This window comes from Pseudomonas sp. RC10, assembly GCF_038397775.1.
GTDB classification, from domain to species: Bacteria; Pseudomonadota; Gammaproteobacteria; order Pseudomonadales; family Pseudomonadaceae; genus Aquipseudomonas; species Aquipseudomonas bambusae.
Genome location: NZ_CP151650.1, coordinates 5,498,114 through 5,522,357 on the forward strand (window position 1 = coordinate 5,498,114; position 24,244 = coordinate 5,522,357).

At 61.4% G+C, this 24,244-nt stretch carries 22 protein-coding genes; 7 read left to right on the forward strand and 15 right to left on the reverse strand.

Features of this window, described 5'->3' with window-relative positions; translation table 11 throughout:
• Positions 1 to 18: 18 nt before the first annotated feature.
• From AAEO81_RS24870 to AAEO81_RS24880, 3 genes are all read left to right on the forward strand, one after another.
• The gene (locus AAEO81_RS24870) at positions 19 to 363 is read left to right on the forward strand and encodes a pilin assembly protein (protein ID WP_166593570.1); all 345 of its coding nucleotides are present in this window, start codon (positions 19 to 21) and stop codon (positions 361 to 363) included.
• Between the two features lie 280 nt (positions 364 to 643).
• Positions 644 to 1,069, forward strand: coding sequence for a DUF4398 domain-containing protein (locus AAEO81_RS24875; protein ID WP_341959631.1), 426 nt, complete (start codon positions 644 to 646; stop codon positions 1,067 to 1,069).
• A gap of 48 nt (positions 1,070 to 1,117) precedes the next feature.
• Positions 1,118 to 1,900 (forward strand): OmpA family protein, encoded by a 783-nt coding sequence (locus AAEO81_RS24880; protein WP_341959632.1) that lies wholly within the window; start codon positions 1,118 to 1,120, stop codon positions 1,898 to 1,900.
• A 76-nt stretch (positions 1,901 to 1,976) separates the two neighbouring features.
• On the opposite strand, the gene AAEO81_RS24885 is transcribed toward AAEO81_RS24880, so the two are convergent.
• The 15 genes from AAEO81_RS24885 to AAEO81_RS24955 all read right to left on the reverse strand — a co-directional run bounded on the left by AAEO81_RS24885 (position 1,977) and on the right by AAEO81_RS24955 (position 18,757).
• Complete coding sequence (locus AAEO81_RS24885) at positions 1,977 to 2,303, reverse strand: hypothetical protein (protein WP_341959633.1); 327 nt, start codon at positions 2,301 to 2,303, stop codon at positions 1,977 to 1,979.
• Positions 2,300 to 3,238, reverse strand: a complete 939-nt coding sequence (locus AAEO81_RS24890; RefSeq protein WP_341959634.1) for an alpha/beta hydrolase — start codon at positions 3,236 to 3,238, stop codon at positions 2,300 to 2,302. Before AAEO81_RS24890 ends, AAEO81_RS24885 begins: the two co-directional genes overlap by 4 nt.
• 37 nt (positions 3,239 to 3,275) lie before the next feature.
• Positions 3,276 to 4,553, reverse strand: coding sequence for a flavohemoglobin expression-modulating QEGLA motif protein (locus tag AAEO81_RS24895; RefSeq protein WP_166593575.1), 1,278 nt, complete (start codon positions 4,551 to 4,553; stop codon positions 3,276 to 3,278).
• Positions 4,554 to 4,581: 28 nt separating this feature from the next.
• The gene (locus tag AAEO81_RS24900) at positions 4,582 to 5,145 is read right to left on the reverse strand and encodes a hypothetical protein (RefSeq protein ID WP_341959635.1); all 564 of its coding nucleotides are present in this window, start codon (positions 5,143 to 5,145) and stop codon (positions 4,582 to 4,584) included.
• Between the two features lie 24 nt (positions 5,146 to 5,169).
• Positions 5,170 to 5,901 (reverse strand): TetR family transcriptional regulator, encoded by a 732-nt coding sequence (locus AAEO81_RS24905; RefSeq protein WP_166593577.1) that lies wholly within the window; start codon positions 5,899 to 5,901, stop codon positions 5,170 to 5,172.
• A 220-nt stretch (positions 5,902 to 6,121) separates the two neighbouring features.
• Positions 6,122 to 7,624, reverse strand: a complete 1,503-nt coding sequence (lysS, locus tag AAEO81_RS24910) for a lysine--tRNA ligase (RefSeq protein WP_341959636.1) — start codon at positions 7,622 to 7,624, stop codon at positions 6,122 to 6,124.
• Between the two features lie 105 nt (positions 7,625 to 7,729).
• A protein-coding gene (gene prfB, locus AAEO81_RS24915; RefSeq protein ID WP_166593579.1) for a peptide chain release factor 2 occupies positions 7,730 to 8,825 on the reverse strand; the annotation gives its coding sequence in 2 pieces (ribosomal slippage) (positions 7,730 to 8,752 and positions 8,754 to 8,825; 1,095 coding nt in all).
• A 255-nt stretch (positions 8,826 to 9,080) separates the two neighbouring features.
• Positions 9,081 to 10,088, reverse strand: a complete 1,008-nt coding sequence (locus tag AAEO81_RS24920; protein WP_341959637.1) for a PleD family two-component system response regulator — start codon at positions 10,086 to 10,088, stop codon at positions 9,081 to 9,083.
• Positions 10,089 to 10,133: 45 nt separating this feature from the next.
• Positions 10,134 to 11,144 carry a chemotaxis response regulator protein-glutamate methylesterase gene (locus AAEO81_RS24925; RefSeq protein WP_341959638.1) on the reverse strand — a complete coding sequence of 337 codons (1,011 nt, stop codon included), beginning with the start codon at positions 11,142 to 11,144 and terminating at the stop codon, positions 10,134 to 10,136.
• Positions 11,141 to 13,522: a hybrid sensor histidine kinase/response regulator gene (locus AAEO81_RS24930; RefSeq protein WP_341959639.1), complete on the reverse strand. Its 2,382-nt coding sequence runs from the start codon at positions 13,520 to 13,522 to the stop codon at positions 11,141 to 11,143. The genes AAEO81_RS24925 and AAEO81_RS24930 overlap by 4 nt, the downstream gene beginning before the upstream one ends.
• Positions 13,519 to 14,202 (reverse strand): chemotaxis protein CheW, encoded by a 684-nt coding sequence (locus tag AAEO81_RS24935; protein ID WP_341959640.1) that lies wholly within the window; start codon positions 14,200 to 14,202, stop codon positions 13,519 to 13,521. The genes AAEO81_RS24930 and AAEO81_RS24935 overlap by 4 nt, the downstream gene beginning before the upstream one ends.
• Entirely contained in the window at positions 14,199 to 15,506 is a 1,308-nt protein-coding gene (locus AAEO81_RS24940) for a protein-glutamate O-methyltransferase CheR (RefSeq protein ID WP_341959641.1), read from the reverse strand. The genes AAEO81_RS24935 and AAEO81_RS24940 overlap by 4 nt, the downstream gene beginning before the upstream one ends.
• Positions 15,503 to 16,039: a chemotaxis protein CheW gene (locus AAEO81_RS24945; RefSeq protein ID WP_341959642.1), complete on the reverse strand. Its 537-nt coding sequence runs from the start codon at positions 16,037 to 16,039 to the stop codon at positions 15,503 to 15,505. Before AAEO81_RS24945 ends, AAEO81_RS24940 begins: the two co-directional genes overlap by 4 nt.
• Before the next feature lie 9 nt (positions 16,040 to 16,048).
• The gene (locus tag AAEO81_RS24950; protein WP_341959643.1) at positions 16,049 to 17,671 is read right to left on the reverse strand and encodes a methyl-accepting chemotaxis protein; all 1,623 of its coding nucleotides are present in this window, start codon (positions 17,669 to 17,671) and stop codon (positions 16,049 to 16,051) included.
• 354 nt (positions 17,672 to 18,025) lie between these two features.
• A complete protein-coding gene (locus AAEO81_RS24955) occupies positions 18,026 to 18,757 on the reverse strand; it encodes a tellurite resistance TerB family protein (RefSeq protein WP_341959644.1) in 732 nt (243 codons plus the stop codon).
• A gap of 174 nt (positions 18,758 to 18,931) precedes the next feature.
• On the opposite strand from AAEO81_RS24955, the gene AAEO81_RS24960 reads away from it, so the two are divergent.
• The 4 genes from AAEO81_RS24960 to AAEO81_RS24975 all read left to right on the forward strand — a co-directional run bounded on the left by AAEO81_RS24960 (position 18,932) and on the right by AAEO81_RS24975 (position 24,244).
• A complete protein-coding gene (locus tag AAEO81_RS24960) occupies positions 18,932 to 19,846 on the forward strand; it encodes a LysR family transcriptional regulator (protein WP_166593588.1) in 915 nt (304 codons plus the stop codon).
• A gap of 252 nt (positions 19,847 to 20,098) precedes the next feature.
• Positions 20,099 to 21,559 carry a gamma-aminobutyraldehyde dehydrogenase gene (locus AAEO81_RS24965; RefSeq protein ID WP_341959645.1) on the forward strand — a complete coding sequence of 487 codons (1,461 nt, stop codon included), beginning with the start codon at positions 20,099 to 20,101 and terminating at the stop codon, positions 21,557 to 21,559.
• A 219-nt stretch (positions 21,560 to 21,778) separates the two neighbouring features.
• Positions 21,779 to 22,930, forward strand: coding sequence for a putative ABC transporter substrate-binding protein YdcS (gene ydcS, locus AAEO81_RS24970; protein WP_341959646.1), 1,152 nt, complete (start codon positions 21,779 to 21,781; stop codon positions 22,928 to 22,930).
• A 264-nt stretch (positions 22,931 to 23,194) separates the two neighbouring features.
• Positions 23,195 to 24,244 (forward strand): ABC transporter ATP-binding protein, encoded by a 1,050-nt coding sequence (locus AAEO81_RS24975; RefSeq protein WP_341959647.1) that lies wholly within the window; start codon positions 23,195 to 23,197, stop codon positions 24,242 to 24,244.

Genomic DNA, 24,244 nt, shown 5'->3' on the forward strand with positions numbered 1-24,244 from the left:
GTCGATGAAGAGGTCTCTATGAAAATCCGTGAGCTCGCAAAACACTGGGAAGATTCCGCGAAAGGTCGCCTGACCAAAACCGGCTACGCGGTTCACCTGGATGTAGAAGCCGCGGCCCGCCTGGCCGCCATCGCCGAGATGTACCCCAAGCGTTCTGCCGAAGAACTGCTGGGCGAGCTGATCGGCGCTGCGCTGGAAGATTTGGAAGCCAGCTTTCCCTACATCAAAGGCCAGCATGTGGTCGCCACCGACGAGGAAGGCGATCCATTGTATGAGGACGTCGGCCCTACGCCGCGATTCCTCGCACTGTCTCGTCGTTATCTGCAGGATTTGTCCGAGCAGCAGGACAACGCTCAACACTGATCACGACGCCGCTTTCAGATCACAAGAAGTACGCGTGCCCGCCCCGGAAATCGGGGTCGGCGCGTCTTTTTTTGCGCCAATTTACGAACGCCAATTTTACAGCGCGTAACAAAACGCCCGCAGGTAAGAGCGAAAACGTCTGAACTATTCAAAAAACGTGAAGGTCCGACCCATTAGCCATTACAGAAAAAGCCGACAGGTGGCAGCGGAAATCGACCTTGGTCATGTCCCCGCCCTGGCCAGCGCTGAAATGGAAAATCTAGCTTTCAGGAGTTTCAAAATGGAGTTGACCACCATGAATACCCGCACCGCCACTCAAACCTTCAAGAGCCCGCGCGGGCTGAAACTGGCCGCGTTGGTCGTGGGCACCAGCCTCCTCCTTGCCGGTTGCGCGGGCAAACCTCCAAGCGAGCAATACGCGGTGACGCAATCTGCCGTGAACGCTGCAGTCAGCGCGGGCGGCACCGAGTACGCCGCCGTCGAGATGAAGTCGGCGCAGGACAAGTTCAAGCAAGCTGAACTGGCCATGCAGGAAAAGAAATACGACGAAGCTCGCAAGTACGCCGAACAAGCTGAATGGGACGCTCGTGTAGCCGAACGCAAGGCACAAGCGGCGAAAGCACAGAAAGCGGTGCAGGACGCGCGTCAGGGCGTCAACGAACTGCGTGAAGAAGGTCTGCGTCAGGCTCAGCCGACCGCTCAATAACCTCCCGCACTTCAAGCATTGCCACTGGATTTAAAGGACGAACATATTATGCGCAAACAAGTACTGATCCCTGCCCTGCTGGCCCTGAGCGTTGGTCTGGCTGCCTGCTCCTCTCAACCGAACGTGAACCTGGAACAGGCTCGCACTAACTACTCGGCGCTGCAAAGCAACCCGAAATCCACCGAACTCGCGGCCCTGGAAACCAAGGACGCCAGCGATTGGCTGAACAAGGCCGACGCCGCCTACCGCAACAATGAAGATCAAAAGAAGGTCGACCAACTGGCCTATCTGACCAATCAGCGCGTTGAGCTGGCGAAGCAAACCATTAACCTGAAGACCGCTGAAAACGATTTGAAGAACGCTGCGGCCCAACGTGCCCAGGCGCGTCTGGATGCTCGCGATGCGCAGATCAAAGCGCTGCAGAACAGCCTGAACGCCAAGCAGACTGAGCGCGGTACGCTGGTGACCTTCGGCGACGTGCTGTTCGACCTGAACAAGTCTGATCTGAAATCCGCAGGTCTGGTCAACGTCAACAAGCTGGCCCAGTTCCTTCAGGAAAACCCGGATCGCAAAGTGATCGTTGAGGGTTACACCGACAGCACCGGCTCCGACAGCTACAACCAGTCGCTCTCTGACCGTCGCGCCAACTCCGTGCGCATGGCGCTGGTGAAGATGGGCGTGAGCATGGACCGCGTCGTATCCCAAGGTTACGGCAAGGAATACCCGGTCGCTGACAACGCCAGCGCTTCGGGCCGCGCCATGAACCGTCGCGTGGAAGTCACCATTTCCAACGATAACCAGCCGGTCGCACCGCGTTCGTCGATGCAATAAACCCGTTGCAGCGATAAACGAAAGCCCTGCCTGTTGACGAACAGGCGGGGCTTTTTTGTGGATGACGGAGCGACGTCTACTGCACCTGCTGCGGCGTCTCCTGCCCCACGCAACGCACGGCCTGTTTGCGGTCGTTGACCAGCACACCGGTCAGGCCTTTCTGCTCGCTGTCGAACAGCACCATCACCCCTTCCACGCAGTGCGCGACCTGCGGCGCAGGTTCCAGCGCGACTTTGTAGTCCTCCCCTGGCACGGTCTTGAGCATCGTGAACTGGCTCAATTCCAATGCGTCCTCGGGCTTGGCGAAGTGCAGGTAGCCGTAGTACCACAGCACGCCCACGGTGCCGAAAATGCAGGCGATGCCGGTGAGGATTTGCGGGATGAGGTTACGCTCTTCGGTCATTGCGGCTTCTCTTCAGGCTTACTGTCCGACGGCGTAGAAGCCTTCTTCTGGCTCGGATCAGGATCGGGATAGTTGGGGACTTCGGCCAACCGACGCAGGCCGCTGAAATGCGCCGGATCATCCAGATAACGCACCATCACTTCCTGCCACGTCGGATCGGCGAACGTCTGGACGTGGGGGCCACGGGTCAATTGCAGCACCCGGGGCGGCGGCGCGTTCTGGTACAGGCTGATGCCGTTGTGAAGCGGGACTTGCGAATCGTCGAGGCTCTGGAACATCAGCATCGGCGTGCCTTTCAATTGAGCGATGCCGTTGATGGCACTGTCGCCGTCCGGAATCACCCACGACAGCGGACGCTTTAAGGGCCATGTCAGCCAGGACGTGCCGAGGGTGTATCGCGCGACTTCACGGTAGCTGGCGGGCACGCCGTCGAGCACCAGTGCCTTGATGCGCGAACGCTGTTGAGGGTGTTCGGCCAGGTAATGCACGGCCAATGCGCCACCGATGCTTTGCCCGAGCACCACCAGCGGTTTGCCCTGTACGTCCGGGGCTTTGCTCAGCCAGTCGAACGCCGCGTCAATGTCCTGATAAATCGCGGGCAGGCTGGGCTCGCCTTCCGATTTGCCATAGCCGCGGTAGTCGAGCAGCAGAATTTGATAGCCCTGCTCGGGCAGCCACCAGCTCCCACCCAAATGCCAGGCCATGTTGCCGCCGTTGCCGTGCAAGTGCAGCACCGTGCCTTTGACCGGGACGCCTTCCTTCGCAGGCAGGAACCACGCGTTGAGCCGCGTCCCGTCTGCTGCCGTGAGGGTTACGTCGCGCCAGGCGATGTGGGCCTTTTCCGGGGTCAACGGCACTTCGCGTTCGGGGTAGAACAGGAGTTGGCTGCAGCCGGTGAGCGAAATGAGCAGCAGCAACGTCAGAAGAGACTTCAAGCGATGTCCTTGTCGTTCGCGTAACTGTAGGAAACTATCACAGGATATTCGAGTAATCCGCCTCGATCCGGTCCAGGCTCAAATGGTTGAGGAAGTTGGAGAAGCACATCCACGCCGACAGCGCGTTCATGTCGCGGAACTGGTCGGGCAGGTACTTCGGTGGCACGACCAATCCCTCATCCACCAATTGCCGCAAGGTGCGCATGTCTTCCAGCGTGGTCTTGCCGCAGAACAGCAATGGCACCTGCTCCAGCTTGCCCTTTCTCACGGCCAACTGGATGTAGTTGTAAACCATGATGAAGCCCTTCAGGTAGGACAAGTCCTTGGTGAACGGCAGACCATTCGGCACCGAGCCTCGGAACACGCGACTGGCATTGCCATAGCTTTCCGGCATACCAAAGCCTTGCTCGCGGTAGAACTCGAACACCTGCAGGAAGTCCGCGCCCTCTTCTGCCATATGAATGGCGCGGGTGCGGTTGGTGAGTTTGCGCAGACGGCTTGGATAAGAGGCGAAGCCGATCACTTCCATCAGAATCGCCAGGCCTTCCTGTGTCACGGTTGACGAGGGCGGGCCTTTGGCGAGGAAGGTGCAGATCGGCTGGTTCTGGCCATTGAGCGTCGTGCCCACGTGCACCAGCCCTTCGTGGACCTCCAATGCTCGCACGTCACGTTCGTTGAACATCGCGTCGCTGCGGATCTTGATGTAATCCGCGCCCGCCGCCGCGTCGGCCACGATGCCGTCGGACTCGAACACCCGAATGGTTTCTTCGGCTTCGCCAAAGGTCCGGTTCAAGCGGCTTTGCAGCATCGCGACCGCATCTTTTGCGTTGAGGGTTTTCGGCTCGTCCTTGAGGTCGCCACGTCCGGCGATGTTGTTCAAGTAATCAGAGAGCATCATGCCGAGGTCGGCCAGCGTCGGGTCGCCGGCGTGGAAGGCATCGGACGCAGCGCCGTATAGCTCTTGGGAAATCAGACCGAAATCAGGCGTGCCCCGCGCTTCGAGCATGCGCACGACCATCCGGTATTCCTTGCACATGCGGCGCATGATCTGCCCGACCGGGTTGAACTGCCCCAGTTGCCGGGTGATGTCACGTTCGATGTTCTGGAATTCGAGCTTTACGGCGCCGGAGTCGAACCCGAGCGGGCGGTTTTCGTAGTAGGCCCGATCCACTTCGGGCATCTGCTTGCCCTTGGCCGCGAGGAAATTCTTGCGAATGCTCTCGTCCCACTTCACCGCGTCGAGCACGCGAATCGGCGTCTGCGCCAACACGATGCGGTCGGACAGCGCGCGAATGGTCTGCTGGTATTCGTCCACCCAGTACCCCTTTGATTAACCCGTGGCGCTATTTGGCCATGCGCTGATATTGAGCCGCCTTGAGAAAGACGTCGGAATTGGCGGTGTCGTCCAGGTAGGCGAACACCTTGTCCATGGAAGTGGTGATCAGCACGCCGTTTCCTTTTTCGGTTTCGGTGGTCTGGCCTTCGAAGGTTTTCTGATCGAGCAGTTGCTGCATGCGATCCACGTCCAGGTCGTAGATGACCAGTTCATCGGCGGCGCTTTCGTTGTCGATCAGGTCGAAACCGGCGATCACGTAATTGGCGCCGTACTTCTCGGGCAATGCCGCCGAGACGTACCAGCGGCTGCCGTGGCGGGAAACGGTGAAGGTGTATTCGTCGCGGTTTTTGCGGTCGCCCTTGCGGTAGCTCACGGCCTTGTACTGATTGGCTTTGTCGCCAGCGCGGCTGATTTCCAGCTCCAGCGGCTCGCCCCAGGCGTTTTTGCTGGTCCAGGTGCCGAGCAGCTTGGGCGGCGCGGTATCGCTAGTGGGAATCGGGTCCTTGAAAGTCACCAGGCATCCGCTCAACAACGCGAACGACAAGGCGAGCAAGACGCTCCAGACTTTCATCGCTTCTCCTGAATTCAAGCGTTCTCAGCCAATCACCGGCTTGGCAGTACCCAACACCAGATGCATCTGGCGCGTAAGAATAGCGAGCATTTCCTCGTCTGCTTCGGGACGTGGCCCGGCGAGCAGCCCCTGATATTCCATCCGCCCGATAATCCCCGTCAACACTTGTGCATCCACTTGCGGTTGGGTCGAGCCCATGACCTCCAGAAACTGGGCGCTTCCCTGCAAGAGAATTTGCTGATGGGCCGCCACCAATGGCGCCAGGCGAGGGTTGATCAAGGCTTCCAGGCAGAACGCATGTTCAGCGATCAACTGGTCGCGGCGGGTCAGCAATTGATGGCGCACGTAGTCCAGGGTCATGCGGGCGATTTCATCGGCCAAACGGCCACGGGCTTCGGCGCTGCCGTCGTTGCGGGCGACCATTTCTCGCAAGAGGTCTTCGGTGTTGGTCCACAGCTTGGCCATGTAGGCGGCGCTGCGTTCGACGTATTGGGCAAAGGCATCGGTGAGCAGGTCGTCGATGTCCTTGAAGTAGTAGGTGGTGGCGGACAGCGGCACTTGCGCTTCGGCGGCCACGGCCCGATGGCGGACGGCACGCACGCCGTCGCGAATGAGGATGCGCATGGCAGCATCGAGAATCTGCTGGCGGCGTTGCTCGCTGCCCTGTCGGCTGGCCTTGCGGCCCTGATACTGAACACTCTGCGCGACGGCGGTGGCCAGGCCGGCGGCTCCTTTTTGAGCGATCGTACGATTCACGACGGGGTTTCCTTTTTCAGTCTTGATAGTCAAGGCATATCACATGTTTTTCAGCGCCTGACGAGACGCTATCGCGAGCAAGCTCACTCCTACAACAGCCCGCGAACACCTGTAGGAGTGAGCTTGCTCGCGATAGCGTCATAACTGTTACCGCATGCTCCTACAGGTATTCATCAAGCAAAAAAAAGCCGCCCATGCTGAGGCGGCTTTCGGGTAACGCTTACGCCTGAGGCCGCATGTGCGGGAACAGGATGACGTCGCGGATCGACGGCGAGTTGGTCAGCAGCATGACCAGACGGTCGATACCGATGCCCTCGCCTGCCGTTGGCGGCATGCCGTATTCCAGCGCACGCACGAAGTCGGCGTCGTAATGCATGGCTTCGTCGTCGCCCGCGTCCTTGTCGGCCACTTGCGCCATGAAACGCTCGGCCTGGTCTTCTGCGTCGTTCAACTCGGAATAGGCGTTGGCAATTTCACGGCCGCCGATGAACAGCTCGAAACGGTCGGTGACGTTCGGGTTTTCGTCGTTGCGGCGTGCCAGCGGCGACACTTCGAACGGGTATTGGGTGATGAAGTGCGGCTGTTCCAGCTTGTGCTCGACCAGCTCTTCGAAAATCATCACCTGCAATTTGCCCAGGCCTTCGAAGCCCAGCACCTTGGCGCCGGCTTTCTTGGCGATGGCGCGGGCTTTGTCGATGTCGTTCAGGTCGTCAGCGGTCAGGTCCGGGTTGTATTTCAGGATCGAATCGAACACCGACAGACGCGCGAACGGCTCGCCGAAGTGGAACACTTTATCGCCGTACGGCACGTCGGTGCTGCCCAGGACCAGTTGAGCCAGTTCACGGAACAGCTCTTCGGTCAGGTCCATGTTGTCTTCGTAGTCGGCGTACGCCTGGTAGAACTCCAACATGGTGAATTCAGGGTTGTGACGGGTCGAGACGCCTTCGTTGCGGAAGTTACGGTTGATCTCGAACACCTTTTCAAACCCGCCAACCACCAGACGCTTGAGGTACAGCTCAGGCGCGATCCGCAGGAACATTTCCAGGTCCAGCGCGTTGTGGTGGGTTTCAAACGGTTTGGCTGCCGCGCCGCCCGGAATGGTTTGCAGCATCGGCGTTTCGACTTCGAGGAAGTCGCGCTTCATCAGGAAGCTGCGGATGTGGGCGATGACTTGCGAGCGCACGCGGAAGGTTTCGCGCACGTCTTCGTTGACGATCAGGTCGACGTAACGCTGGCGATAGCGCTGTTCGGTGTCGGTCAGGCCGTGGTGTTTGTCCGGCAGCGGACGCAGGGACTTGGTCAGCAGACGCACGCTGGTCATTTCGACGTACAGGTCGCCTTTGCCGGAACGGGCCAAGGTGCCTTCCGCCGCGATGATGTCGCCCATGTCCCAGGTTTTCACCGAGGCCAGGGTGTCTTCCGACAGGGTCTTGCGGTTGACGTAGACCTGAATGCGACCGGTCATGTCCTGGATCACCATGAACGAGCCACGGTTGAGCATGATGCGACCTGCAACCTTGACCGGAATCGCCGCTTCAGCCAGTTCTTCCTTGGTCTTGTCCACGTACTGTTTCTGCAGGTCGTTGCAGTAGTTTTCGCGGCGGAAGTCGTTCGGGAAGGCGTTGCCCTTGGCGCGCTCGGCAGCAAGCTTTTCCTTGCGCAGTGCGATCAGGGTGTTTTCTTCCTGTTGCTGGGCTTGCGGGTCGAGTTGTTGGTCGCTCATGTCTTTAGATTTTCCATCACAGGTTCGTTGCTCTTGCCGTCGGCAAGGGATCGCGGGCCGGTCGCTGCTTTGCATGCACCGTGCCCGCAACACGTGGGGTCGCGATTACAGCCCTTGCTTGAGGCTGGCTTCCAGGTAACCGTCGAGGTCACCGTCCAGCACCTTGTTGCAGTCGCTGCGCTCGACGCCGGTCCGCAGGTCCTTGATGCGCGAGTCATCGAGGACGTACGAGCGGATCTGGTGGCCCCAGCCGATGTCCGACTTGGTGTCTTCCAGCGCCTGGGACGCGGCGTTGCGTTTCTGCATTTCCAGCTCGTACAACTTGGCCCGCAGCATTTTCATGGCGGTGTCCTTGTTCGCGTGCTGGGAACGTTCGTTCTGGCAACTGACGACGGTGTTGGTCGGTACGTGGGTGATACGGACCGCCGAGTCGGTGGTGTTAACGTGCTGACCACCGGCACCGGACGAACGATAGGTGTCGATTCGCAGGTCCGACGGGTTGATGTCGATCTCGATGCGGTCGTCGATCTCGGGGGAAACGAACACCGCCGAGAACGAGGTGTGGCGACGTGCGCCGGAGTCGAACGGGCTCTTGCGGACCAGGCGGTGCACGCCGATTTCGGTACGCAGCCAGCCAAAGGCGTATTCGCCCTTGATGTGCACGGTGGCGCCCTTGATGCCGGCGACTTCGCCTTCGGACAGTTCCATGATGGTGGCGTCGAAGCCACGCTTGTCGGCCCAGCGCAGGTACATGCGCAGCAGGATGTTGGCCCAGTCCTGCGCTTCGGTGCCGCCGGAGCCGGCCTGGATGTCCAGGTAGGCGTTGTTCGGGTCCATCTCGCCGCTGAACATGCGACGGAATTCCAGCTTGGCGAGGGATGCTTCCAGGCCTTCCAGCAGCTCGACGACATCGGCGACAGCGCCTTCATCGTCTTCTTCGACAGCCATGTCCAGCAGCTCTTTGGCGTCGGCGAGGCCGGAACTCATTTCGTCGAGGGTTTCAACGATCTGTGCGAGCGCCGAACGCTCGCGGCCGAGGGACTGGGCATACTCGGGCTTGTTCCAGACGTTGGGGTCTTCCAGCTCGCGGTTGACTTCGGTCAGACGATCATGTTTTTGATCGTAGTCAAAGATACCCCCGAATGGATTCGGAGCGTTCGGTCAGGTCCTTGATGGTGTTCAGGATCGGGTTGATTTCCATGGTCGTCAGGACTCGCAGGCGAATTTCACAAAGCCCGCGAGTATACCCGAGCTGACGCCGGGATGGCAGTCCATTGGGCAGGGGGTGTTTGGAGCGAGCGTCGATTTTCCTGCCGTCGTACATCCTGTAGGAGCCGGCTTGCTGGCGAAGCGTCGTATCAGCCGAGCTATCCGTTGCAGATCCTGCGCCTTCGCCAGCAAGCCGGCTCCTACAATGGGGTGCAGCGTCCAGGAAACTCGGTATCACCCCCCACCCTTACGACCCGACCACGACCTGATTGCGCCCATTGTGCTTGGCAGCGTACAGGCCCTGATCCGCGCTCTGGATCAACTGGCGGCTGTGGCTGCCGACCGGAGGCACGAGGGTCGCCAGACCAATGCTCACGGTGAGGCTGGAGCCTTCCTTCGGCGCGATGTGCGGGATGTTCATGCTGGCGACGGTCTGGCGCAGTTTCTCGGCCAGCAGACGTGCGCCGCCCGGCGAGGTGTTTGGCAGCACCAGCGCGAACTCTTCGCCGCCGTAACGTGCAGGCAGGTCGGAAGGACGGCTGCAGCTGGAACGGATGGCCTTGGCCACCTGACGCAGCGCTTCGTCGCCTTCAAGGTGGCCGAAGTTGTCGTTATAGGCTTTGAAATAGTCGACATCGATCATCATCAGCGACAGCTGGGTCTGTTCGCGGGTCGCCCGGCGCCACTCCAGTTCGAGGTATTCGTCGAAGTGCCGACGGTTCGACAGCCCGGTCAGGCCATCGGAGTTCATCAGGCGTTGCAGCACCAGGTTGGTGTCCAGCAGCTGCTGCTGACTCACGCGAAGCGCACGGTAGGCTTCGTCGCGTTGCAACAGGGTCATGTAGGAGCGGGAGTGGTAGCGGATGCGCGCCACCAGCTCGATGTTGTCCGGCAGTTTGACCAGATAATCGTTGGCCCCCGCCGCGAACGCCGCGCTCTTGATGAGCGGGTCTTCCTTGGTCGAGAGCACGATGATCGGGATGTCCCGGGTCATCGGGTTGTTGCGGTACTCGCGCACCAGGGTCAGACCGTCAAGGCCCGGCATCACCAGGTCCTGCAGAATCACCGTCGGCTTGATTTCGATCGCTTGGGCGATGGCCTGATGAGGGTCGGCGCAGAAGTGGAAATCGATGTTTTCCTCATTCGCCAGCCCACGCCGGACTGCCTCGCCGATCATTGCCTGATCGTCGACCAGCAACACCATGGCAGCGTTTTCATCCGTGGCGTTTACGTCGTCCAGCTGCAAGTCATGCATTCAGGGTCTCCTGGTCACAGGCGGGCTGTGAAATCACCTGGAAAATCATTGTATAAATGCCTCTTTCAAGCGAGGCGCGATCGTGTCCAGCGGGCGGATCTCCATGGCGGCGTCGATGGCGGCTGCCGCTTTGGGCATGCCATACACCGCGCAGCTTTGCTGGTCCTGGGCGATGGTGAGGAAACCCCGCTGACGCATCAGCTTGAGTCCTTGGGCACCGTCACGGCCCATACCTGTCAACAGAACGCCCACTGCGTCACCGTTCCAATAGCTGGCCACACTTTCGAAAAACACGTCGATAGAGGGCCTATATATCTCATTCACCGGCTCGGCGGTATAGGCCAGCGTGCCGTTCTTCAACAAGCGAATATGGTGATTGGTGCCCGCCAGCAACACGGCCCCGCACTCCGGCGGTTCCCCGTCGCGCGCCAGCCGCACCTCCAGCCCTGACGAGCTGCTCAACCATTGCGCCATCCCGGCCGCGAATACCTGGTCCACATGCTGAACAAGCACGATGGCTGCCGGGAACGCCTTCGGCAGTCCTTTGAGCAGCACTTCCAGCGCTGCCGGGCCGCCTGCGGATGAACCGATGGCCACCAGTCCCTTTCTTTGTGCCGCCACGCCCAACGGCGCGGGCGTCGGACGGACGCGGCTGTCACGTTGACCCACCAGCCATCCGATGTTGAGGATCTTGCGCAGCAAGGGTGCCGCTGCCTCTTTCGGGTTGCCCGCGCCGATGGCAGGCGTGTCGACCACGTCCAGGGCACCATGGCCCATTGCCTCGAACACACGGTGGACGTTCTGTTCCCGGTCAACAGTCACAATCACGATGGCACACGGCGTGGCGGCCATGATTCGCCGGGGCGCCTCGACGCCGTCCATGACCGGCATGATGAGGTCCATCAGGATCAGATCCGGCGTCAGTTCGGCGCATCGCTGCACCGCCTCAGCGCCGTTGCTCGCCACCCACACCACCTGATGCGCAGGCTCGAACGCCAGCGCACGGCGCAGTGCTTCGACCGCCATGGGCATGTCGTTGACGATGGCGATTTTCATCCTTGCGCATCTCCTATCAGCTCGACCACCGCGTCGAGCAATGCATCATCATGAAAACTGGCCTTGGCCAGATAATAGTCGGCCCCGGCATCCAGCCCCCGACGACGATCCTCTTCGCGGTCCTTGTACGACACCACCATCACGGGCAACGACTGCAAACGACTGTCGCGGCGTAGCAGCGTCACCAGTTCGATACCGTCCATGCGCGGCATGTCGATGTCGGTGATCAGCAAATCGAAGTCTTCGGCACGCAGGGCGTTCCAGCCGTCCATCCCGTCCACGGCCACCGCGACTTCATAACCGCGGCTCAACAGCAATTTGCGCTCCAGCTCGCGCACGGTCAATGAGTCGTCCACCACCAGCACACGCTTGCGCACTTGAACGTCGACCTGACGATTGCGCCGATCAATACGCTCCAGGCGCCCGGTGTTAAGCAATTTTTCCACCGAGCGCAGCATGTCTTCGACGTCGATGATCAGCACAGCCGAGCCATCGTCCAGCAGCGCACCTGCGGAAATGTCCTGGACCTTGCCCAGACGCGGGTCCAGCGGCAGCACCACCAGCGTGCGTTCGCCGATAAAACGCTCGACCGCCACGCCATACACGGCGTCGCGTTCACGAATCACCACGACCTTGAGCGCGTCGGTGTTGCTCTGGCTGGCGGGACGGTTGAGCAATTGGCTGGCAGCGACGAGGCCGACGTGGCGCTCTTCGTGCCAGAAGTGCTGGCGGCCTTCCAGTTGCACGATTTCGTCCACTTGCACGTCGCGCATCCGCTCGATGTGCGCCAGCGGGAAGGCATAGGCTTCGCCGCCCACTTCCACCACCAGACTGCGCACGACGGACAGCGTGAGCGGCACTTCGATGTGGAAACGGCTGCCCTGCCCCGCCTGTTGATGCAGTTCGACCCCGCCGCGCAGTTGCCGGACCATGTGCTGCACCGCATCCAGGCCCACGCCGCGCCCGGAGACTTCGGTGACTTTGTCGCGCATGCTGAAACCCGGCAGGAACAGGAAGCTCAACAGCTCCTCCTCGCTCAGTTGCATCGCGGTTTCTTCGGGCGACAGTTTGCGGTCGATGATGCTGCGGCGCAGACGCTCAAGGTCCACGCCACCGCCATCGTCGATGAGTTCGACGACCAGCAAACCGGCCTGGTGCGACGCCTTGAGTTGAATCAGCCCTTCCGCCGGTTTGCCGAGGGCCAGGCGTTGCTCGGGAAATTCGATGCCGTGGTCCACGGCGTTGCGCAACAGGTGCGTCAGCGGTGCTTCGAGTTTTTCCAGCACGTCGCGGTCGACCTGGGTTTTATCGCCGTCGATTTCCAGCCGCACCTGCTTGCCCAGCGAACGGCCAAGGTCACGCACCATGCGCGCCTGCCCGGCCAGCACGTCGGCGAAAGGGCGCATGCGGCAGGCCAGTGCGGTGTCGTACAGCAACTGCGCGCGCTGACTGGCCTGCCAGCCGAATTCGTCGAGGTCGGAGGTCTGTTGGATCAACAGGTGCTGCGCCTCGCTCAACAGACGCCGCGCTTCTTCCAGCGCTTTTTGCGCGTCCGGATCGACGTTGGCGTCGAGCAAGGCTTCGAGATTGTCCAACGCGCGACTGGCGCCGCTTTGGGAGCGTTTCACCCGCTGCATCGCGGTCAGATAAGGCTTCAGGCGTTGGGTCTCGACCAGCGATTTGCTCGACAGGTCCAGCAGGTTATTCAGGCGCTCGGCCGTCACCCGCAAGACGCGCTCGCCGCCCTCGTTGACCCGACGCTCGACGCGGCGGCCGATTTTCGGCTGGGCCTCTTCTTCGGCTTCGGGCACAGGGGCCGGTTGTGCGGGTGTAACGGATTCGGTGACAGCGGGTAATTCAGGTTCAGTGGGTTCAGTCAGCGGCGCATGGGCCGATTGCACCGATTCCACCAGCGACTGCGCGTTGGCCAGCAACAAATCGTCCATTGATGGCGCAAGGTTCGGCGCAGCGGTGGCAGGACGCGCACCCGGTTTGATCAGGTCGTTCATCAATGCGACGTAGCCGTCCACGTCGCCTTGGGCCACGCTGTTCGGTCCCGGCGTGGCGATGCGCATGAGCATGTCCGTGCCCATCAACAGCGCGTCAATGTGCTCGGGCTTGAGGTGCAGCCGGCCTTCCTGGGCTTCGACGAGGCAGTCTTCCATCACGTGGGAGACGCTGACCCCGGCGTTGACGCCGACGATCCGCGCCGCGCCCTTGAGCGAGTGCGCGGCGCGCATGCAGGCTTCCAGTTGATCGGCTTGGGTCGGGTTACGCTCCAGCGCCAGAAGGCCTGCGCTCAGGACTTGGGTCTGGGCTTCGGCCTCCAGCGTGAACAGTTCGAACAACGAGGCGTCGCGCATTTGATCGGGCGTCATGTCAGGCTCCGGTTCACGGCGGACAGCAACTGTTCTTCGTCCAGCAACCGCAAGCTGCGGTCTTTCCACTGCACCACGCCTCGGGTGAAGCGTGCGTTGGCGTTTTGCGCAGGGGCCGATGCGCTGTCCAGCAAACGCGCCTCGATGGCATGAATCCCGTCGACTTCATCGACCGGCACCACCACGGGCCCTCCCTCAGCGGCCACGATCAGCATGCGCGGCATGATGCGCGAGGCATTGGCCGGGGCCGACCCGCTGTCCAATCCCAGCAGCTCGACGAACGACAGGCACGCCACCAGCGCGCCACGCACGTTCGCCACGCCGAGCAAGGCCCGGGAGCGTTGGTGCGGCAGCGAGTGAATCGTTTGCACTGGCGACACTTCGACCAGACAGCGGGTCGGGAAGCCGAGCCATTCTTCGCCCAGACGGAAGACCACCAGTGAGCGGGTCTGGATATCGCTGGCCAGCTCTTCGCTGTGAATCGACACACGCTCCTCTTGCGCCAGCGCGTAGCGGTCCAGCAAACGGGTCGCCGCCGCCGAATACACCGAGCAGTTGCGGCAATGGATGTGTTCCACCAGGAGTGGGCACGAGCGATCGCCGTGGATGCCGATCCGGTTCCAGCAATCGTCGATGGCTTGGGCATCGTTGCTGACCAGTTCACTGTGTACGCCGGTCATCGATTACGTCCTTCTTTATTCACACCACGGGCTGCGCGTTCTTGCAGACGGCGGGCACCGGCGCTGTCGCCCTGGGCCGCGAGAATGGCCGCCAATTGGGCGAGTGCTTCGGGGTGCTGCGGCTCCAGGTACAACGCCTTGCGATAAAAACCCTGGGCGCCAATCACGTCGCCGCCCACTTCGCTCAGCAGACCGAGCCAATAGAACACCGGGGCCACCGGTTCATAACGTTTGAGGTACTGCTCGCACGCGAGTTTGGCGTCGGCGCTTTTGCCTTCGTTGGCGAGCTTCTTGATGCTGTCGAGCAAGGCTGCGGCCTCCCCCGTCGCAGGCGATGCGGGAGCGGCGCTGCGCGTTGCAGGCTGAGAAGTCGGGAGAAATCGCACTCCGCCGGGAATTCGTGCAGGCGGTACAGGTGCAGGCTTTTTGCTGGCTGGCGGCGGCTCGACCGGTAATGGCGCCGCGGCGGGCGGTGCCGCGATCACCGTCAGCGACTCGGCGTCCGCCTCGCCTTGATGCCGGAACGCGAACGACTGCGCAATGCCGATGGAGGTCATGCCCATCCGCCCCAAGAGACTGCCCTCCGCAGGGCCGATGAACAGCACGCCGTCGTTGTGGGTCATGCGCTTGAGCACTTCGAACCCACGGCGCTGGGTATCGACGTCGAAATAGATCAGCAGGTTGCGGCAGAACACAAAGTCATAGGCCGACTGCGCCACCGGCAGGGTCGGGTCCAGCATGTTCCCGGCCTGAAAGCTGACGCGCTCGCGCACCTGGTCTTCGACGCGATAGCCGTCTTCGACCGGGATGAAATAACGCTCGCGAAAGCTCAACTGGTCGCCGCGAAACGAGTTCTTGCCGTAGACGCCACGGCGGGCTCGCTGCAAGGACAGCGGGCTGATGTCCACCGCTTCGATCTTGAACTGTTGCGCCTGCAGCCCGGCATCGAACAACGCCATGGCAATCGAATACGGCTCTTCGCCGGTGGAGCATGGCAGGCTGAGAATGCGCAGCGGGCGAGCACCGTTGAGATGCGCCAGACGCGCCGTCGCCAGTTTGCCAAGGGTGGCGAAGGATTCGGGATAACGAAAAAACCAGGTCTCGGGCACGATGACCGCTTCGATCAATGCCTGCTGTTCTTCCGCCGAACGTTGCAACAACTGCCAGTAGTCAGCGTGGTCGATGGCTTTGACGACCATGCGCCGCTGACGCAACGCGCGTTCGATGATCGCTTCGCCCACCGACGCCACGTCGAGGCCGATACGGTCCTTGAGAAAGGCGAAGAAACGCGCGTCGTCAGTCATGGCGTGGCCTCGAAGGGTTCGAGGCTCAAGGGTTGTGCCGGGAATAGCAGCGCACGGACCGAGTCGTCCAGCAGGTCCTGCACGCGAATCCATTGCAGCAAGCCCAACGCGTCTTCCCGCACCGGGCCGAGGTACGGCGCCTGACGGTTGTCCAGACCGTATTCCTTGAACTCGTCAGCGGCGCAACGCAGGGTGTCGGTGGCTTGTTCGAGAATCAGCCCCAGCCATTGCGGGTTGCGCTCGGCATCAGGCCGGTAATGCACCAGCACCAGACGCGTGCTGGTGCGCGAGGGGGCCGGTTCGCCGAATGTCAGCGCGCTCATGTCGATGACCGGCACCACCACGCCTCGGTGTGCGAACACACCGGCCACCCAATGCGGCGTCTGCGCGATGGGTTTGAGGATCAGCCGAGGCAGCACCTCCGCGACTTCGGTCGCTTCCAGCGCATAGCGCTCCGTCCCGATGCGAAACAGCAGGAACAGCTTGTTCTTCGTCACCACCCCGGCGCTGCGTTTGGCTGAATGCTCGATCATGGTCGGGTCTCAGACCTTGAAACGCGAAACGCCGCTGCGCAGCCCTACCGCCACCTGGCTCAACTCGTCGATGGCAAAGCTGGCCTGGCGCAGGGATTCCACGGTCTGACTGCTGGCATCGCCCAGTTGCACCAGCGCCTGATTGATCTGCTCGGCGCCGGTGGCCTGGGCCTGCATGCCCTCGTTGACCATCAACACCCGCGGCGCCAGCGCCTGAACCTGGTGGATGATCTGCGAAAGCTGCTCGCCAACCTGAGTCACTTCGAACATGCCGCGACGCACTTCTTCCGAGAACTTGTCCATGCCCATCACGCCCGCCGACACCGCCGACTGGATCTCCCGGACCATCTGTTCGATGTCGTAGGTGGCCACAGCGGTCTGGTCTGCAAGGCGTCGCACTTCAGTGGCGACCACGGCAAAACCACGGCCATATTCGCCCGCTTTTTCGGCCTCGATGGCAGCGTTCAGCGACAGCAGGTTGGTCTGGTCGGCGACCTTGACGATGGTCACGACCACTTGGTTGATGTTGCCAGCCTTCTCGTTGAGGATCGCCAGCTTGGAGTTCACCAGATCCGCTGCGCCCATCACCGAATGCATGGTTTCTTCCATGCGCGCCAGGCCTTGCTGGCCGGAACCGGCGAGAATGGACGCCTGATCCGCAGCAGACGTGACTTCGGTCATGGTGCGCACCAGGTCGCGAGACGTCGCCGCAATTTCACGAGACGTCGCACCGATTTCAGTCGTAGTGGCGGCGGTCTCGGTGGCGGTGGCCTGTTGCTGTTTGGAAGTGGCCGCGATCTCGGTCACCGAGGTCGTGACTTGCACGGACGAACGTTGCGCTTGGGACACCAGTGCCGCCAACTCGGTGACCATGTCGTTGAACCCGGTCTGCACCGAGCCGAATTCGTCGTTGCGGTCGAGGGTCAGGCGGCTGCTCAGGTCGCCCGTGCGCATGGTTTCGAGAATCCGCACGATGCGGTTCATCGGCGCCAGAATCGTGCGCATCAGCAACAGGCCGCACGCGGCGGCCGCCAGAACGGCAACGATCAGCGAGATGCCCATGCTGATCTTCGCGGTCAGCACGGCAGAAGAAATGTTCGCGGTCGCCTGATCGGCCACGGCCTTGTTGGCCACGATCAGATCGTTGAGCTGTTTGCGACCCTGCAGCCAGACCGGGTTGACTTGGCCGTAGAACACCGTGCGCGCAGTGGCGTAATCGCCCGCTTGATAGGTTTTGATCACTTCGCTCAACAGCCGGCCATACACCTCACGCTGCTTTTCGAAGGCGTTGAAATTGGCACGATCGGTGTCGTCGTAGATGGTCTTCTTGTAACTGTCCATCTGGTTTTGCAGACGGGTGTCGAAATCGATGTACTGATCCTGTTCAGAACGGGTCAGCTCGCGCGCTTTACCCTCGCCGATCAACTCCAGGGTGCGGATGTAGCTCTCGCCCCAGGCACTGCGCACCAGGGTGCTGAAGTAGACGCCCGGCAACGCGTCATCGGCGACCGCTTCTTCGCTGTGCTGGATCGACAGCAGTCGGGTGTACGACACGACAACCATCAACAGCATGATGGCGATGATTACAGCGAAGCTCGCCAAGATACGTTGGCGCAACGTCCAATTCTTCACAGTCAGCCCTCAAGAGTTCAACACCGACAACGCCGGGTTCAAGAAGCGGACCGACAGACGGCCCAACGCGAGCCGAGTATAGCCCAGTGCCTTACGAATTAGCCCGGCTGTTTCCGACATAGATAAAGCGATAACGCACAGATATATCGGAAATATCTGACAGCTTATCGGCGGGAGGGGGGAATGCTTGATGGGACGGGCGAGGCCCAACTTTGTACCTCGTCTCTCCTGTAGGAGCGAATTCATTCGCGAAGCGGTTTTCCGGGCGATGCATCTCTATCGCCTGCACCGCCGTCTCGCGAATGAATTCGCTCCTACAGGGACGGCGGTGTTGTTCAGGGGGGATTGTGAGGGTTATTGCTGCGCTTGGCGCACTTGGCTCTCCAGCTCGGCCTTGAGCCCCGGCGCCAGTTTCAGTTGTTTCGCCAGCTCATCGAGATACGCGCGTTCCATGAAGTGCTCTTCGTCAACCATCATCACGCTTGCGAGGTACATCTCGGCGGCGATTTCAGGCGTGTGGGCGGAGCGGGCGACGTCGGCGGGGTCGAGGGGTTTGTTCAGTTCGGCATGCAGCCAATGCTGCAATTCCTGGTCGCCGGTCAGACGGGTGAATTCGCCTTCGATCAATTGCCGCTCGTTGTCATCGACGTGCCCATCAGCCTTGGCCGCAGCGACCAGCGCGCGCAAGACAGCTTCGCTGTGCTGCTCGACCTGGGCGGGGGGCACACGGTCCACCGTCTGCGGCTGACTCGGTCCCGCGCCCGGCTGGTTCGCCTGCCAGTTGCCATACGCCTTGTAGGCCAGCACACCCAATGCGGCCAGGCCGCCGTAGGTCAGCGCCTTGCCGCCCATCTTGCGGGCGCTTTTATTGCCCAGCAGCAGGCCCATTGCCCCGGCTGCCAACGCCCCGCCTCCGGCCCCTGACAGGAACCCGCTCAGGTTGCCGCCGCCGACTTTGCCCAGTAAATCGTTAAGCCCGCCTTGAGCGCCTTTGCCCTGACCGGGGTTGGCCGCGCTACCAGCCTTGTTCTGCAACAGGTCCTGACCGGATTTCAACAGCTGATCGAGCAAGCCACGGGTGTTCATAACAGACCTCCTGATTCGGGATAGACGATTCGACTCGCAGGGTATGTCGAAGTCGCCAAAAGCCGTTTTCAGGTGTGCTTCTGGATGTTGCAGCGTTCGAACGCTACTCTCAAGCGCATCTAAAAAAACGATACACATGCCTGACATTGCAAAAAACACAGGGGCCGGTTTCGCATGATGACGCTTCGTCAGATCCGCCATTTCATCGCTGTGGCCGAAACCGGCTCGATTTCAGCCGCCGCTCAGGCGGTTTTCATTTCCCAATCGACCCTGACGCTCGCCATCCAGCAACTGGAGGAAGACATCGGCGTCAGCCTGTTCAGTCGGCACGCCAAGGGCATGACGCTGACCCACCAAGGGCATCAGTTCTTGCGCCAGGCGCACTTGATCCTCGCGACGGTGGAAAACGCCAAACGCAGCCTGCAACAAGGCGCGGATCAGGTGGCCGGGCAACTGGTGGTCGGCGTGACGAGCCTGGTGGCGGGCTATTACCTCGCCGACCTGCTGACCCGCTTTCAGCGCGCTTACCCCAACGTCGACATTCGGGTGATGGAGGATGAACGGCCTTACATTGAGCATCTGCTGGTCAGCGGCGAGATCGACGTGGGGGTACTGATTCTCTCCAACCTCGAAGACCGGCATGCGTTGCAAACCGAAGTGCTGACCCACTCGCCCCACCGCCTGTGGCTGCCCGCCCAGCACCCGTTGCTGGACCACGACAACATTCATCTGGCCGACGTGGCGTGCGAGCCGCTGATTCAGTTGAACGTCGACGAAATGGGGGTGAACGCCCAGCGCATCTGGTCCCGCGCCGGTTTGCAGCCCAAGGTGACGTTGCGCACCGCCTCGACAGAAGCGGTGCGCAGTCTGGTGGCGGCGGGACTGGGTGTCTCGATACAGCCGGACATGACCTATCGACCGTGGTCGTTGGAAGGCGACATCATCGAAGCCCGGCCAATCGCTGACCTGACCCAGACGCTGGACATCGGCCTGGCGTGGCGTCGGGGTACGGCGCGGCCTTCACTGGTCGATCCATTCCTGAGCGTGGCGCGGGAACAGCCGCATCCAGGACGCAGGCCATCGATTTAATCGAACGCTGCTTTCAGAATTTAGAATTTGTCGCCCGCTGGATGTGGCACTAGGCTCAGAAGCTTGGGCGGAAGCTGTTTCTGGATACGACATTCAACGACCTCGGTGTCGCCATGATGACGCTATCGCGAGCAAGCTCACTCCTACAGTGAGAACGGGTACTTCTGTAGGAGTGAGCTTGCTCGCGATAGCCCTATCAGCGACGCCATCCAGTCGTCCTGTATATAAGAATCGACAAGGAAGCTTCGAACGATGGCTGGCGACGTGACCTCACATTTTGCAACCGCGCTGCTGATCGACGGCGAACAGGTCACGGGGCAGGGTTTTGTCGAGCCGATCCTCAACCCTGCCACCGGTGAAGTGCTGACCCGCATTGCCGAGGCCAGCACCGATCAGGTCGAGACGGCGATTCTGGCCGCCCACCGCGCTTTCAATGAATGGTCGCGCACCACGCCGCAACAGCGCTCGAACATCCTCCTGAGCATCGCCGATGCCATCGAAAAGGACGCCGACCACCTCGCCCGCCTGGAAGCCCTCAACTGCGGCAAGCCGTTGCATTTGGCGCGACAGGATGACCTGACCGCCACTGTCGACGTGTTCCGTTTCTTCGCCGGGGCCGTGCGTTGCCAGACCGGGCAGCTCTCCGGCGAATACGTGCCGGGTTACACGAGCATGGTGCGGCGCGACCCGATTGGCGTCGTCGCCTCCATCGCGCCGTGGAATTACCCGATCATGATGGCCGCGTGGAAAATCGCCCCCGCCCTCGCCGCCGGCAACACCCTCGTTTTCAAACCCTCCGAACACACACCGCTCTCGGTCCTCGCGCTCGCACCGGTGTTCGCCGAGCTGCTGCCCAAGGGCGTGATCAACCTCGTTTGCGGGGGCGGTGAAGGGGTCGGCAGCCATTTGGTCAGCCATCCAAAAGTGCGCATGGTCTCGCTGACTGGCGACATCGTCACCGGTCAGAAAATTCTTCAGGCGGCGTCGAAAACCCTGAAACGCACCCATCTTGAACTGGGCGGCAAGGCGCCGGTGATTGTCTGCAACGACGCCGACATCGCCGCCGTGGTCGAGGGCGTTCGCACCTATGGCTATTACAACGCCGGTCAGGATTGCACCGCCGCCTGCCGGATCTACGCGCAAACCGGCATCCACGATCGACTTGTCGCCGAACTCGGGGCGGCCGTCAGCAGTCTGCGTTTTGCGGGCAAGCGCGACGCCGACAATGAACTCGGCCCGCTGATCAGCACCCGCCAGCGCGACCGTGTCGCCAGTTTTGTCGAGCGCGCGTTGAGTCAGCCGCACATCGAACGCATTACCGGCGCGGCCGTGCATTCCGGCCCCGGTTTCTTCTACCAGCCGACCCTGCTCGCGGGCTGCAAACAGAGTGACGAAATCGTCCAGCGCGAAGTGTTCGGCCCGGTGGTGACCGTGACCCGCTTCGACGAACTCTCCCAGGCCGTTGACTGGGCCAACGATTCCGAATACGGCTTGGCCTCGTCGATCTGGACCCAGAATCTGGACAAGGCCATGCAGGTCGCGGCCCGTCTGCAATACGGCTGCACCTGGATCAACAGCCATTTCATGCTGGTCAGCGAAATGCCTCACGGCGGCTTGAAACGCTCGGGGTACGGGAAGGATCTGTCCAGTGACTCGCTTCAGGACTACAGCGTGGTTCGCCACATCATGGCCAGGAGCAGTTACGAGCTTTGAGCGTCGAGCTGCAAGCTGCAAGCTGCAAGCTGCAAGAAAAAGCGTCAGAACTGCGTAGGTTTTGAGTCAAAACAATAAGTGAAAACGGAGAAGCAACTGCCTATCCGACTGAAAATAGAAGGTGGGCGCGATGACCACTTGCAGCTTGAAGCTTGTGGCTCGTAGCTGGGTTCCCACCACTGATCTCTGCCAAAAAAACCAATAAATGAGGGGAACCGTATGTCAGTGCAAAAGACCATGTTATTGGGAGCCATAGCCGGCGCCATGTTGACGAGCGGCGCGGTGCAGGCGGCGGAAACGCTCAAGGCTGTCGGCGACGGCGAGGGGCAGCTGGATATCGTGGCGTGGCCGGGTTATATCGAGCGGGGCGAGAGCGATAAGGCCTATGACTGGGTTACCGGTTTCGAGCAGGAAACCGGGTGCAAGGTCAGCGTCAAGACGGCGGCGACGTCCGACGAGATGGTCAGCCTGATGACCAAGGGCGGCTATGACCTGGTGACCGCGTCGGGCGACGCCTCGTTGCGTCTGGTGGCGGGCAAGCGGGTGCAGCCGATCAACACTGACCTGATCCCCAACTGGAAAACCCTCGACCCGCGCCTGAAAGACGGCCCGTGGTACACCGTCAACAAGCAGACTTACGGCACGCCTTATCAGTGGGGGCCGAATGTGCTGATGTACAACACCAACGTGTTCAAGACCCCGCCGGTGAGCTGGAGCGTGGTGTTCGAGCCGCAGGACCTGCCCGATGGCAAGCCGAACAAAGGCCGCGTTCAGGCCTATGACGGGCCGATCTACATCGCCGACGCCGCGCTGTATTTGAAGACCGCCAAGCCGGAGCTGAAGATCGAAGACCCGTATCAACTGACCGAAACCCAGTACAAGGCCGTGCTCGATCTATTGCGCGCCCAACACCCGCTGGTGCACCGCTACTGGCACGACGCGACCGTGCAGATGAGCGACGTGAAGAACGAAGGCGTCGCGGCGTCGAGTTCGTGGGGTTACATGGTCAACGGGTTGGTGGCTGACAAACAGCCGGTCGCCTCGACCATCCCGCAGGAAGGCGCCACCGGTTGGGCCGATACCACCATGTTGCACGCCGAGGCCAAGCACCCGAACTGCGCGTACAAGTGGATGAACTGGTCGCTGCAACCGAAGGTCCAGGGCGACGTCGCGGCCTGGTTCGGTTCGCTGCCGGTCGTGCCTGCGGCGTGCAAGGGCAATGAGCTGCTGGGTGCCGAGGGTTGCGCCACCAACGGCTTCGATTTGTTCGACAAGATCGCCTTCTGGAAAACCCCGCAGGCCGAGGGCGGCAAGTACGTGCCGTACAGCCGCTGGACGCAGGACTACATCGCAATCATGGGTGGGCGTTAACGCTGCCGGGCGCCGTATTCGAACGCGGCGCCCTCCCCTGTAGGAGCGTGGCTTGTCCCGCGACCGGCTGCGCAGCAGTCGTAAAGCCTGTGCATGCGGTCTGCCTGATACACCGCATCCTCAGATTTCACTGCCGCTTCGCGCCAGGTCGCAGGGCAAGCCAGCTCCTATAGAGAGCGCGTATTTCCCGCCACGCATTTGTCGTTTGTACCGGCCCTTCGCGGACAAATCCGCCCCCACAAGAGGCCATCTGGAGTTTCACCCATGACCCTTGCAGTCCAGTTCACCCACGTTTCCCGTCAGTTCGGCGAAGTGAAGGCCGTTGACCGGGTTTCCATCGACATCAAGGACGGCGAGTTCTTTTCCATGCTCGGCCCCTCGGGTTCGGGCAAGACCACCTGCCTACGCCTGATCGCAGGCTTCGAACAGCCCAGCGCAGGTTCGATCCGTATTCATGGTGAGGAGGCCGCGGGTCTTCCGCCTTATCAGCGCGACGTCAACACGGTCTTCCAGGACTACGCCCTGTTCCCGCACATGAACGTGCGCGACAACGTCGCCTACGGCCTGAAGGTGAAGGGCGTCGGCAAGAGCGAACGCCTGACCCGCGCCGAAGAAGCCTTGAACATGGTCGCCCTCGGCGGCTACGGCGACCGCAAGCCGGTGCAGCTGTCGGGGGGTCAGCGCCAGCGGGTCGCACTGGCCCGTGCGCTGGTCAACCGTCCTCGCGTGTTGTTGCTCGACGAACCCCTCGGGGCCCTGGATCTGAAGCTGCGCGAACAGATGCAAAGCGAGCTGAAAAAGCTGCAACGGCAACTGGGCATCACCTTCATCTTCGTCACGCACGACCAGACCGAAGCGCTGTCGATGTCCGACCGCGTGGCCGTGTTCAATAAGGGCCGCATCGAGCAGGTCGACACCCCGCGCAATCTGTACATGAAACCTGCGACCACGTTCGTCGCCGAATTCGTCGGCACGTCCAACGTCCTGCGCGGCGAGTTGGCGCAACAGTTGAGCGGCCACCCCAACGCGTTCTCCATTCGTCCCGAGCACATTCGTTTTGCCGAAGGCCCGGTTGCCAGTCACGAGATCGAAGTCAGTGGCCTGCTGCACGACATTCAGTACCAAGGCAGCGCCACGCGTTATGAGCTGAAGCTCGACAACGGCCAGACCCTCAGCGTCAGCCAGGCCAACACCCAATGGCTGGACACCAGCGCGCAGCACCAGCCCGGTCAGCGCATGACCGCGCGCTGGGCCCGCGAGGCGATGATCCCGCTGCATGACGCTGTCATCGAGCACACGGCCGAGGCCCATTGA

What these genes read in the sequence shown, in the direction of transcription:
- AAEO81_RS24870 (WP_166593570.1), top strand. Translation starts at nt 19, where the DNA reads ATGAAAATCCGTGAGCTCGCAAAACACTGGGAAGATTCCGCGAAAGGT.
- AAEO81_RS24875 (WP_341959631.1), top strand. Translation starts at nt 644, where the DNA reads ATGGAGTTGACCACCATGAATACCCGCACCGCCACTCAAACCTTCAAG.
- AAEO81_RS24880 (WP_341959632.1), top strand. Translation starts at nt 1,118, where the DNA reads ATGCGCAAACAAGTACTGATCCCTGCCCTGCTGGCCCTGAGCGTTGGT.
- AAEO81_RS24885 (WP_341959633.1), bottom strand. Translation starts at nt 2,303, where the DNA reads ATGACCGAAGAGCGTAACCTCATCCCGCAAATCCTCACCGGCATCGCC.
- AAEO81_RS24900 (WP_341959635.1), bottom strand. Translation starts at nt 5,145, where the DNA reads ATGAAAGTCTGGAGCGTCTTGCTCGCCTTGTCGTTCGCGTTGTTGAGC.
- lysS (WP_341959636.1), bottom strand. Translation starts at nt 7,624, where the DNA reads ATGAGCGACCAACAACTCGACCCGCAAGCCCAGCAACAGGAAGAAAAC.
- AAEO81_RS24920 (WP_341959637.1), bottom strand. Translation starts at nt 10,088, where the DNA reads ATGCATGACTTGCAGCTGGACGACGTAAACGCCACGGATGAAAACGCT.
- AAEO81_RS24925 (WP_341959638.1), bottom strand. Translation starts at nt 11,144, where the DNA reads ATGAAAATCGCCATCGTCAACGACATGCCCATGGCGGTCGAAGCACTG.
- AAEO81_RS24930 (WP_341959639.1), bottom strand. Translation starts at nt 13,522, where the DNA reads ATGACGCCCGATCAAATGCGCGACGCCTCGTTGTTCGAACTGTTCACG.
- AAEO81_RS24935 (WP_341959640.1), bottom strand. Translation starts at nt 14,202, where the DNA reads ATGACCGGCGTACACAGTGAACTGGTCAGCAACGATGCCCAAGCCATC.
- AAEO81_RS24940 (WP_341959641.1), bottom strand. Translation starts at nt 15,506, where the DNA reads ATGACTGACGACGCGCGTTTCTTCGCCTTTCTCAAGGACCGTATCGGC.
- AAEO81_RS24945 (WP_341959642.1), bottom strand. Translation starts at nt 16,039, where the DNA reads ATGATCGAGCATTCAGCCAAACGCAGCGCCGGGGTGGTGACGAAGAAC.
- AAEO81_RS24955 (WP_341959644.1), bottom strand. Translation starts at nt 18,757, where the DNA reads ATGAACACCCGTGGCTTGCTCGATCAGCTGTTGAAATCCGGTCAGGAC.
- AAEO81_RS24960 (WP_166593588.1), top strand. Translation starts at nt 18,932, where the DNA reads ATGATGACGCTTCGTCAGATCCGCCATTTCATCGCTGTGGCCGAAACC.
- AAEO81_RS24965 (WP_341959645.1), top strand. Translation starts at nt 20,099, where the DNA reads ATGGCTGGCGACGTGACCTCACATTTTGCAACCGCGCTGCTGATCGAC.
- ydcS (WP_341959646.1), top strand. Translation starts at nt 21,779, where the DNA reads ATGTCAGTGCAAAAGACCATGTTATTGGGAGCCATAGCCGGCGCCATG.
- AAEO81_RS24975 (WP_341959647.1), top strand. Translation starts at nt 23,195, where the DNA reads ATGACCCTTGCAGTCCAGTTCACCCACGTTTCCCGTCAGTTCGGCGAA.